The 11,866-nt window shown below is 31.7% G+C and carries 10 protein-coding genes, 1 pseudogene and 1 other annotated feature (1 of these 12 cut by a window edge); of the genes and pseudogenes, 6 read left to right on the top strand and 5 right to left on the bottom strand.

Features of this window, described 5'->3' with window-relative positions; genetic code table 11:
* Window positions 1–126 (bottom strand) — a binding site (T-box leader) (it extends 101 nt beyond the left edge of the window).
* A gap of 48 nt (window positions 127–174) precedes the next feature.
* From ald to KPL55_RS12115, 4 genes are all read right to left on the bottom strand, one after another.
* Window positions 175–1,299, bottom strand: coding sequence for an alanine dehydrogenase (gene ald, locus KPL55_RS12130; protein WP_216306995.1), 1,125 nt, complete (start codon window positions 1,297–1,299; stop codon window positions 175–177).
* Window positions 1,300–1,323: 24 nt separating this feature from the next.
* Window positions 1,324–1,782 (bottom strand): Lrp/AsnC family transcriptional regulator, encoded by a 459-nt coding sequence (locus tag KPL55_RS12125; protein WP_216306994.1) that lies wholly within the window; start codon window positions 1,780–1,782, stop codon window positions 1,324–1,326.
* Between the two features lie 257 nt (window positions 1,783–2,039).
* Complete coding sequence (locus KPL55_RS12120) at window positions 2,040–2,186, bottom strand: lmo0937 family membrane protein (protein WP_216306993.1); 147 nt, start codon at window positions 2,184–2,186, stop codon at window positions 2,040–2,042.
* 149 nt (window positions 2,187–2,335) lie between these two features.
* A complete protein-coding gene (locus KPL55_RS12115) occupies window positions 2,336–2,776 on the bottom strand; it encodes a GatB/YqeY domain-containing protein (protein WP_216306992.1) in 441 nt (146 codons plus the stop codon).
* 346 nt (window positions 2,777–3,122) lie between these two features.
* Between KPL55_RS12115 and KPL55_RS12110 the strand changes: the two are divergent.
* A pseudogene (locus KPL55_RS12110) lies at window positions 3,123–5,559 on the top strand (GxGYxYP domain-containing protein).
* An 80-nt stretch (window positions 5,560–5,639) separates the two neighbouring features.
* Here KPL55_RS12110 and KPL55_RS12105 read toward each other — a convergent pair.
* Window positions 5,640–6,371: a hypothetical protein gene (locus KPL55_RS12105; RefSeq protein ID WP_216306991.1), complete on the bottom strand. Its 732-nt coding sequence runs from the start codon at window positions 6,369–6,371 to the stop codon at window positions 5,640–5,642.
* Window positions 6,372–6,515: 144 nt separating this feature from the next.
* On the opposite strand from KPL55_RS12105, the gene KPL55_RS12100 reads away from it, so the two are divergent.
* The 5 genes from KPL55_RS12100 (at window position 6,516) to KPL55_RS12080 (ending at window position 11,807) form a co-directional block, all read left to right on the top strand.
* The gene (locus tag KPL55_RS12100) at window positions 6,516–7,229 is read left to right on the top strand and encodes a response regulator (protein WP_216306990.1); all 714 of its coding nucleotides are present in this window, start codon (window positions 6,516–6,518) and stop codon (window positions 7,227–7,229) included.
* Window positions 7,230–7,379: 150 nt separating this feature from the next.
* The gene (locus tag KPL55_RS12095) at window positions 7,380–8,552 is read left to right on the top strand and encodes an NAD(P)-dependent malic enzyme (RefSeq protein WP_216306989.1); all 1,173 of its coding nucleotides are present in this window, start codon (window positions 7,380–7,382) and stop codon (window positions 8,550–8,552) included.
* A 141-nt stretch (window positions 8,553–8,693) separates the two neighbouring features.
* Window positions 8,694–10,124 carry an anion permease gene (locus KPL55_RS12090; protein ID WP_216306988.1) on the top strand — a complete coding sequence of 477 codons (1,431 nt, stop codon included), beginning with the start codon at window positions 8,694–8,696 and terminating at the stop codon, window positions 10,122–10,124.
* Between the two features lie 47 nt (window positions 10,125–10,171).
* Window positions 10,172–11,437 carry an aspartate-alanine antiporter-like transporter gene (locus KPL55_RS12085; RefSeq protein WP_216306987.1) on the top strand — a complete coding sequence of 422 codons (1,266 nt, stop codon included), beginning with the start codon at window positions 10,172–10,174 and terminating at the stop codon, window positions 11,435–11,437.
* Between the two features lie 115 nt (window positions 11,438–11,552).
* The gene (locus KPL55_RS12080; protein WP_216306986.1) at window positions 11,553–11,807 is read left to right on the top strand and encodes a hypothetical protein; all 255 of its coding nucleotides are present in this window, start codon (window positions 11,553–11,555) and stop codon (window positions 11,805–11,807) included.
* Window positions 11,808–11,866: the final 59 nt, after the last annotated feature.

Genomic DNA, 11,866 nt, shown 5'->3' with positions numbered 1-11,866 from the left:
GGATGATTTTCGGTAAATAGTAGTTTATGGGTTTTCACCTTAAACGAACATGTTCTAAAAACTTATTCGTTATCCCACTCTCTTTTAAACCTTTATTTACGTACTCTTTCCCTTCATAGCTTTTAATGTATTTTTATTACTATAACATGTATATATTATTTAATCAACATAAAATTATATAGTTTGTAATAATTCTTTAGGTGATTTGTATTCGATTCCTAGACCTTGGGATACAGCTTTATAAGTTACAAAACCTTTATAGGTATTTAAACCTGCTAAAAGGGCTTCATCCTCAAGCATAGCTTTTACAACACCTTTACTTGCAATATCTAACAAATAGGGAAGGGTTGAACCAGTAAGTGCATAGGTTGCAGTCTTTGGAACAGCACCAGGAATATTTGCTACGCTGTAATGAATAACTCCATATTTTTCATAGCAAGGATTATCATGAGTTGTTACTCTATCTATTGTTTCTACAGAGCCACCTTGGTCTATTGCTACATCAACAATAACAGATCCCTTTTTCATTGATTTAACTACCTCAGCTGTAACTAACTTAGGCGCTCTGGCACCAACAACTAAAACAGCACCAATCAATAAGTCTGCTTTTTTAGCCATTGATGCAATGTTATAATCATTGCAAACTAGGGTAGAAACTCTGCCAAGAAATATATCATCTAGCTGGGCAAGCCTTGCCTTGTTAATATCAAGAATTGTTACGCGAGCGCCAAGACCAACGGCCATTTTCGCTGCATTTAAGCCGACAACTCCACCGCCGATAATTACAACCTCACCAGGAAGAACCCCGGAAACTCCACCTAGTAATACACCAAGTCCACCATAGTATTTTTGTAGAAGCGTTGCACCAATTTGAATGGACATTCTACCTGCAACTTCACTCATTGGAGTTAAAAGGGGTAGGCCTCCTTCTTTAGGGTGAACGGTTTCATAGGCTATGCCAGTAATTTTCTTTTTAAGTAAGGCATTGGTAAGGGCAGGGTTTGGAGCCAAATGGAGATAGGTAAATAGAGTTTGATTTTCTTTGAATAGTTCATATTCACTTTCTAATGGTTCCTTAACTTTCACAATAATATCCGCTTGATCAAAAACATCTGTGTTTTTATTGATTATTTTAGCACCAACTAATTCATAGTCTGTATCTTCAATACCACTGCCTACTCCAGCTGATTTTTCAATTAGAACCTGATGACCTTTAATTACTAAGGCATGTACACCATCAGGGGTTATAGCAACCCTATTCTCATTGTTTTTGATTTCTTTTGGAACACCAATTATCATAATAAAAACCTCCTAAATATTTATTTAGTTTTTAATTTCAGTTGGTATAATAGAATAATTGTTTTTTATTGTGGAAAGGGAGACTATGGTCTTAGTTTTACGAACTCCTGGAATGTTTTTTATCTTGAGTAGTTTTTTTTCTAAACTTTCCGTACTTTCTGTTATAATCTTAAGGATGTAATCGTAATCGCCAGCAAGGTAGTGGCACTCAACAATTTCATCATCCAACTGAATAATACTAATAAAAGCATCTTTAAACTTTGGCGATTCGAGAGATAAAAACATCATTATCATAAGACGTTTATTTAGTTTTTTGGCACTTAATATTATAGTGTACTTTTCAATAATACCAGTGGCATCAAGCTTTTTTAATCTTTCACTTACTGCAGGTACGGAAAGATTAATTCGGCTACTTATTTCAGAAGCCGTAACTCTGGAATTTTGCTGTAATAGCTTAAGTATTTTAATATCGATATTATCCATACAGGAACACCTCACAAATAATATTATTAACTTAATTGTAACATGTAAATAAATAAATGAAATAGAAAATTAATATTCACATAAATTATTAGGAAAATATTATATATATATTAAATAATTAAAGTTTAGAACGGTTAGAATTTAATTAGCTTAAAAAAATTAAGCAACTATCACTCTATAGTATCTTGTAAAAAATCGTTATAAAAAAACCTCATGTAAAAATGAATATTTTTACATGAGGGTATTTAAGTTTAAATTTATTTTTTACCTGAAATCTTATCAACAATAAATACAATAGCTGCTATTACAAGCAACGTGTGGATCATACCGCCACCAATTTTAAGTATAAGACCTAAAACCCAAAAAAATACTACTATTCCGCCTATCCAACGTAAAAGTCCCATGTGCGACACCACCTTAACTTATTTTATACTCGTTTATTTTAAATTATTTAATATTATATCAAGTATAACAAAAAAGAAATGTGATTACAATACAATATGTATATAATAAAACAGAAGTAGTGATATAAATATCACTACTGCTGTGGCCCCTATGCTAGTAATTCATTTACAAGAGGATTTACTTTCCTACCATCGTACTGTCCCTTGAGCTTTGGCATAATAGCCTTCATAACTTTTCCCATATCACCTTTTCCTTTAAAACCATTTTCAGTTATAACCTCAGCTATGATTGCTCTCGCCTGATCGTCAGTTAATTGTTTTGGCATATAAACAGTAAGCATTTCAATAGATGTTTCTGATTCAGCTATAATATCTGCTTTGTCAGATTGTTTCGCATAGCCAAGAGTTTCATGTAATTGCTTAATTGTTTTCTCAATAATACCAACTAACTCATTGTCTTCAAGTTCTCTCTTTAAATCCAATTCTTTATATTTAACGTCAGCCATTAAAGTCCTTAAAGTGGTGAGCCTAACTTTATCCCTGCTTTTCATATATTTAATAATATCAGCTTTTATTGTTTGTTTTAACATATGTATTACCTCCTGATTGATTTAGTATTCTATGCAAGTAGTATGGTAAGTTTACCAAATCTATACTGCATATATACATTATACTCTTATCATAGAATATGGTCATATAAATTTTATTTATACTAGATACTTACATAGAATGATAGACAGTTATTTTAAAGTAACGTTAATTTATTCCATAACATAATATATAGTGAAATTTATTTTATGGAGGGAATACATGTATAGGTACCCTTATTTATATAATTATAAAATGATGATAATAAACAAGTATTTGCAGATGAACAATAGAACGATTTTTGATGATATTAAAAGATCTTGTAATAATAGCTTAGATCTAAGAGAAATAAAGAATGAAATTATACAAGCCCCTACCACCCAACCGGATGGGAATAGTGTAAATCTTGTTTTGGATACACAAAATTATTATGAAATTCCAAAGAACTTTCGCACGACTACTACTTCATTAACATCGTTAAACACACAGAATTTAAATCTTAGCGGATTAAGTACATTAAACATCTCGGGTAGTCAGCAATTTTCTGAGTATAATTTACCTCTTGTAATAAACAATATAGGGTCGGCATTGCCTGTAACGGTTGTTGACTTAAGGCAAGAATCACATGGTTTTATTAATGGAGCTCCTGTTAGCTGGGCAAATGCAAAAAATGATGCCAACATAGGTTTAACAAGGGAGCAAGTTTTAATTGACGAATATAATAAATTAAATAGCATTAAATTAGATGTACCAATGACATATTACAATCATAAAAACATTACTGTAATTCCAATAAAGGTAGAAAATGAAAGTTATCTTACTAATTCTAAATCATTATCATATATTCGAATAACTGTTACTGATGGTAAGATTCCTCTAGATGATATGGTTGATTATTTTGTAAAAGTTGTGAAATTACAACCTGAAAATACTTGGCTTCATTTTCATTGTAAACAAGGTATAGGAAGGACTACTACATTCATGATTATGTATGATATGATGAAAAATGCTAAAGAAGTTACAGCTGATGATATTATAAAAAGACAATTATTATTAGCAAATTTTGATGAGAGCCATATCAAATCCTTTTATAATAATGAAAGAATTAACTTCTTACAAAATTTCTATAAATATTGCAGGTCTAGTAGCAATGATTTTGAATAAATGGAGTGATTGGAAAAAATCTAGTATCATTGATAATAATATTACTAATGATACGGCGTTTCCTGTTACTTCGATAAACGAGAATAGATCTAATTCGATAAACGAAAATACATCTAATTATATAAAAAACCCTATAATTCCAACTTGGTTATATGTTATTTCTCAAAATACAATGACTCCAAGTGAGTCAACAATGATAGTAACCCTGCAAGGGATTGTTAATAGTAAATCCTCATCCCAAATATACACACTTAATTCATCCCAACCAGATTATCAAATATGGCTAGAAGATTTGAAAAACCGTTATGGGATTGTATATCAGATTATTTTGGATCCATGGAGATTATTAGATATATTTAAAAGTTATGTTGAGGGGTATGTACTTTACGATAATAAATCGCTTAAAGACCCTTCAATAAATAATGCTTGTTCTCTTGCATCCTTAAGTAATTGCATTGCAATTGATGAAGTTATTCAGGAGACGGTACACACTTTTGGTATTACAAATATTAAAGGCGACGCTCGGGGAACAGATAAAAACTGGGCATACGATAATTTGTGGAATTGTGGTCTTAATCATTCCATTGTAATTCAGTTATCACCAGCTAAAAGTTCAGCATTAAGAGATTATGCAATATTGACAAAATCCTTAATATTTTATGAGGATGAAATAGATGATACAACGCTACGAGATAAAATATTTTCAACAATGGAAAAGGACTCCATTTGTTTAGGGTGGGGACCAGATGAATTTATTAATGTAAGTACAACTTCAAAATATGGTATTAGTATGGTTGCCGCAGACTGGTCTTATAATTTAACTGTATTAAGTTCATTTCCTTCATTACCAATGGATCAAAAAATATTAAAAAACATTCCTAATGAGAAAAATGTTCATTATGTAACATTTATTATGTCTGATGGAGATAATCAGCAATGGAACCTTGGAACTAATTATGGTTCCCACAAGTGGTATGGTTCTCCTGATAAAGGTAAATTCAATTTGGGGTGGTCCTTAAGCCCATCATTATATTATCTTGCACCTACTGTATTTAACTTATATTATGAAAGCGCCGCAAATGGATCTAGTAATGATTACTTTATAGTGCCACCATCTGGAAATGGATATATGTACCCAAGTAAATTTGATGAAAATACGCTTGGCATTTATATTAATAGATTAAATGATTATATGAAAAAAGTAGATCAGAAATATGTAGCAATCATAGATGACTCTTCTTTTAAAAATACTGAGCTTTGGCGTAAATTCAATGTTAAACCTAATATTCGTGGATTGTATTATCTTGATTATCATAAACACGATGAATATCAAGGAGAAATTATTTGGTCTAATAATAAACCTATAGTGTCTTGCAGAGATTTGCTTTGGGATAACATAGAAAGTGAAGATCAACTTGCTACAAATATTAATGAAAGGATTAACTCTGGTCAATTTGATATTAACAATCCTAATAGTTATACGTTTGTTTATGTTCATGCTTGGAGCAAAAGTCTCAGTAATATTCAGCGGGTTGTGGATAAAATAAATGAAAACCCTAAAGTACGTGTTGTTACTCCTGGAGCATTTATGGAACTTATAAAAAAGAATATTAGACACTAATCTAATTTGAGTATATTCGAAAATAATAGTTTATCAATAAATAGGACCATATAATGAAAAAATATTTCATTATATGGTTTTTATCGTTTTCTTCTTTTATATCTTAATGAATATATAAATATTAAAGTAAATAAAATCGTTATTACAGCAGCAGCAACGATAGCACTTGAATTTTTCTCTATAATATAGGTAGCTGTCATTGATGTTTCAGTATTAATCTTATTAAGATAATAGGTCCAAACTAGATTGCTGCCAGTATCACCGACTGCATTAGTTGATATTATTCTTCCTGGCAAAGATACTACATTAGTATATTTTACATTACTTATAAATTTATTTATATCGGTATCACTATAGGGACTTATAGATCGGACAGGATTAGTATCACTAATGCCTAAAAAGCTTGATTTTATTTCTGATATGCCAAATGTTTTAAGAAATCTCATTTCGTATGTATATGTATCCTTAAATAAACCTTTTTTCTTAATAACATTGACCTTAAATCCATTCTCATTTTTAGCTAATTTTTTATTTAAATCATCTAAGCTATTAAAATTAATTTTATATTCTTCAAGGAATTTTTGGTTATGAGAATATTTTTTAATACGATCATTAGCTGTGGCATTGAGATTATCTTTTAATAAACTGCCGTTTAAATTATCAAATATAATATTATTATATGCAACTCTGAAGCTAAAGACTCCAGTTCCCGTTTCAGAGATTGTTGTATTAGAAGCTATGCCTATATTTCCACATCCGCTTAATAGAAAAATAATTGTTAAGCATCCTAATAAGCCGTTCACTTTTTTCATTTAAATAACCTCCATTTGATTATCAGCTCTCACAGTTAGTATTACCATTAACTTTTAGATATATTTACATTAGTTGTTATAATTATTGTTATTGTATATACTATAATAAAATCGGTATGTTTTTTTGAAAGGTTGGCGATGTAGTTGATTAAGGTTTTAATTGTTGAAGACGATCCAATGGTAATAAAGTTTAATAAATATTATCTTGAACAAATAGATGGGTTTAAGTTGAGTGGTATTGCTCGCTCTGCTAATGATGCTTTTGATATTTTAAGTAAAGAGGAAATAGATTTAATTTTACTTGATGTATTCATGCCAATAACAGATGGTCTTGAACTACTTGAACAAATTAGAAAAATGGACAAAAATATTGATGTTATTATGGTAAGCGCAGCAAGGGACAGTGCAACTGTAAAAAAAGCGCTTCACTATGGGGCAGTAGATTACCTAATTAAGCCTTTTGAATTTGAACGTTTTAGATCTGCTTTAAATAATTATAGAAATAGGGAAGAGTTAATAAATGATAAAGATGATTTAAGTCAAGAGGAGTTAGATAAACATATTTTATATAATAAGCAGGATTGTGATTTGATTGAATTTCCAAAGGGGCTAGATAAGAATACATTGAAAATTTCATGGGAAAAAATAATACAAAATAAAGACAAAGTTTTTTCCACTGAAGAACTTGCTAAACTTGTAGGTGTCTCAAGGGTATCAATGCGTAAATATGTTAGTTTTTTAGAGGAAAAGGGTGCTTTAAAGAAAAAGGTTATATATGGTTCTATTGGTAGACCAATATATAGATACAAGTGTTTAAAGAGTGATGAAAATATTATAAATATTATTATTAAACCTTAAAATAGAGATTAAATCGCATATTTAGTTTTGTAATAGATTACTTTGATTACTTTAGTTACTAAACACTTAGAATAAGTTCTAAATGTTTATTTTTTTTAGATTACATATTATAATACAATAAGATAATAAATCTAACGGGAGGTTTTAAAAATGAATTATGATGAACTTAGTTTAAAAATGCATGAAGAGAATAAAGGCAAGATTAAAATAGTATCTAAGGTTGAAGTTAAAAACAGAGATCAATTAAGTACTGCTTATACCCCTGGTGTTGCTGAACCTTGTAGAAGGATTTATCAAAACAGTGAAAACGTCTACAAATATACAGCTAAAGGAAATCTTGTAGCTGTAGTTACTGATGGAACAGCTGTACTTGGTCTTGGAGATATAGGTCCCCTAGCTGCTTTGCCAGTTATGGAAGGAAAAGCAATATTGTTTAAGGAATTCGCAGATATCGATGCTTTTCCAATATGTCTTGATACAAAAGATGTTGAAGAAATTATAAAAACAGTAAAATATCTTGCTCCAACTTTTGGAGGAATAAACCTTGAGGACATATCTGCACCAAGGTGTTTTGAAATAGAGAGAAGATTAAAAGAAGAATTGGATATACCTGTATTTCATGATGATCAACATGGTACTGCTATTGTAGTTTTAGCAGGAATTATCAATGCGTTAAAGGTAGTGAAGAAAGAAGTTGGTGTTGCAAAAATAGTTATAAATGGTGCAGGGTCAGCAGGAATATCAATTTGTAAACTTCTTCTTTCATATGGTATTAAGAATGTAGTAATGTGTGATAAACAAGGAGCATTAGCTGAGGGACTTGATTGGATGAATCCACCTCAAGTTGAAATGGCAAAAGTTACAAATAGAGATATGCAAAAGGGAACGCTAGTTGAAGTTGTAAAAGGAAAAGATGTATTTATTGGGGTTTCAGGACCTAATATGTTAAATGCAGATATGGTTAAGACTATGAATAAAGATGCAATTATATTTGCAATGGCAAACCCAACACCTGAAATAATGCCAGAAGAAGCTAAAAAGGGTGGAGCAAGAGTAATTGCAACAGGAAGATCAGATTATCCAAATCAGATTAACAATGTTTTGATATTCCCTGGAATATTTAGGGGAGCACTAGATGTAAGAGCAACAGATATCACAGAAGAGATGAAACTCGCAGCAGCAACAGCAATAGCAAGTCTAATTACTGATGAGGAATTAAATGATGAATACATTATTCCAGGAGCTTTTGATGAGAGGGTTGCAAAAACTGTAGCAGCAGAAGTTGCTAGGGTGGCAAGAGAAACAGGTGTAGCAAGAATTTAATAACTTAACAAAAACAATACAAGAAAAGGGGGATGTATATAATTATATACATAGCCCCCTTATAAAAAACCTTTTTTGCAATGCAATGATTAAAAACGATTACAAAAATGTAAAAATAAGTAGCGAAAGGGAGCTTTAATTATGACTAAAAGTTCTAGCAAGTCAATTTATTCTGATAAGTATATTAAATTTATTATAGCAATTTTGGTAGGAATTATTATATGGTTTATACCAGCTCCTGTTGGAGTTAAACCTCAGGCCTGGCACATGCTTGCAATTTTTGTTGCGACAATAGTAGGGTGTATTTTAAAGCCATTTCCTATAGGCGCCTTGTCTATAATAGGATTAACCGTATCAATTCTAACGGGAACTACAAGTACAGCAATTGCAATTGCAGGATTTGGTAATAGCAGTATATGGCTTATAGTTATGGCATTCTTTATTTCAAGAGGTTTCATAAAAACAGGTCTCGGATCAAGGATAGCTTATCTATTTGTAAGAACGTTCGGAAAAAAGACCCTTGGACTTTGTTATTCAATTATTTTCTGTGATCTTGTAATAGCACCTGCAACGCCAAGCAATACTGCAAGAGCAGGTGGAATAATTTATCCTATCATAAAATCTCTTTCAGAAGCCTTTGGATCTAAACCTGAGGATGGAACTGAAAGAAAAATAGGTTCGTTTCTTATATTCTGTGAGTTTCATGGTGATATTATAACCTCAGCAATGTTTATGACAGCAATGGCAGCTAATCCATTAGCTCAAAGTCTTGCAGCAACATTTGGAGTCCAAATTACTTGGTTTGGGTGGTTTATAGCGGCAATTGTTCCAGGTGTTATATCTCTAATTGTAATACCTCTTATAATATACAAGCTATATGCACCAGAAATAAAGAGCACTCCAAATGCACCTAAATTTGCAAATGATGCCCTAACAAAAATGGGTCCACTTAAAAGAAGTGAAAAATTCATGGCTTTAATATTTGTTATAGTGCTGCTCTTATGGGTAACAGGAACCATAACTGATATAGATGCAACACTTACAGCATTTATTGGACTTTCTCTTCTTTTAACTTCTGAAGTTTTAACTTGGGATGATGTAAAAAGTGAAAAGGGAGCTTGGGATACACTCATGTGGTTCTCTGTACTTGTTATGATGGCAACTCAGCTTAATAAACTTGGATTAATTCCATGGCTTAGTAATGCAATTGGACAAAACGTAAAAGGATTTAGCTGGCCTGTTATCTTAATTGTTTTACTTTTAGCTTATTTCTACAGTCACTATATTTTTGCAAGTTCAACAGCGCATGTAAGTGCAATGTACTCAGCATTCCTTGGAGTTGCAATAGCAGGAGGAGTTCCACCTATGCTTGCAGCTATAAGTTTAGGAGTATTCGGAAACTTATTTGCTTCAACTACACATTATAGCAGTGGTCCTGCACCTATTCTTTTCGGTTCAGGTTATGTAAGTCAGAATAAATGGTGGAGTTTAAACTTCATTCTTGGAATTGTTTACTTTATTATATGGATCGGTGGAGGGTTCATATGGTGGAAAATTATTGGACTATATTAAATATTGTTAACTAAAAATTTAATCTATTAGATAAAGGAGGCATAATAATGAAATTTGACTTAATCGCATTTTTGACTAATCCATTTGTTCCTATGTTTTTAGCAACCCTTACGGGATTATTGCTTGGCAAAGTTAGAATTGGCAAATTCAATCTCGGACAATCAGGAGGGTTATTTACTGGAATATTCTTTGGGTGGTTACTTTATTCAAAATACTGCGTTCCATTCATGTTGGACCCGAGTGATGCTAAAAAAGGTCTAATTACAGGGGCACCAAAATATGCGGTTAATTATTTTGCTAATGGTGTAATTAGTAACACCCTATTTACATTCACACTGATACTATTTATTGCATCAGTTGGACTGCTTGCAGCAAAAGATTTAGGAAAAATTATTAGAAAATATGGTGCGCGATTTATTTTTCTAGGCGCTGCAATAACTGGTACAGGCGCAATAATGACATATATAGCTACACTTATATTTACAGGACAAAACAATTTTGCTGTTGCAGGGGTTTATACGGGTGCATTAACTAGTTCACCAGCTCTTGCAGCGGCGTTAGAATCTACTGCTAAATATGGTGTAGTAGCACAAGCACAAGTTGGTCTCGGTCATGCTATTGGATATGCACCAGGTGTTTTAGTAGTAATTATTGCTATGAACTTTTTCCCTGTTATATTTAAAATGGATGTAGAAAAAGAAAAACAAAGATTTAAGATAGAGATGAAATCGTTAACTGAAAAGGGAGGTAAAGACAAGGACATAAAAGAAGTAGGTATGGATATTGTTTCATTCCTTGTGGTCTGTTTAGTTGGATACTTTGTTGGTTCAATAAACATATATATTCCATTTATTAAATGGTTTAGTTTGGGATCAACTGGGGGCGTACTTATAATGTCATTATGGCTTGGTCATATTGGAAAAATTGGACCATTAACATTCAGAATGGACAATGAAGTACTTTCTGCAATAAGAGATTTATCTCTTTCACTATTCCTGGCTATAGTAGGATTACAATATGGATACGAAACTGTAGCTGCCCTTGGCGGAAGTGGTGCAGAACTTGCACTAATTTCTTTTGTAGCTGGCCTAATTGCATTGTTAGTTGGATTTGTTATAGCAAGATATATATTTAAAATGAACTGGATTATTATTGCCGGGGCAATATGCGGCGGAATGACAAGCACACCAGGACTCGGAGCTGCTATTGATGCTACACAGACTGATGAAGTTGCTGCTGGGTATGGAGCAACCTACCCATTTGGTCTCCTATTTACAGTAATATTCGTAATCATACTTCATATGATTACATAATCTTTACAAATTATTTTAAGTAAAACTAATAATTTATAAAAATTGATGGATATTTTATGGTTTCTGTAGAACATTATACTTAGCGTGTTAAAAATATCGTGAGGAGGTATAATGGATGTCAGAGAAAAGAAAAATTTATAGAGTTACAATTTCACAAGAGGGTCTTGATAATTATAATAGTGCTGATATTAGTGCAAATGCTATGGCTGAAAATTTATGCATTGATAGTGTGATGACTGATTTTGAGTGGGATGAAGATATAAAAAAAGGAATAATTCTTACTGGAAGAATTATCGATGATATGTCAGTAGAGGATGCTTTTGAGGAATTAAAAAATGCTGAATATATTGAGAATGTAGAGGAAAGTTAAGGAAAATTAAAAAATATATTAAGCCTGTGATAAGTTATAAAACTATCTCACAGGCTTTT

Source organism: Clostridium lacusfryxellense (assembly GCF_018861735.1).
Lineage (GTDB): Bacteria > Bacillota > Clostridia > Clostridiales > Clostridiaceae > Clostridium_AD > Clostridium_AD lacusfryxellense.
This window is presented reverse-complemented; position numbering and strand designations above follow the sequence as displayed.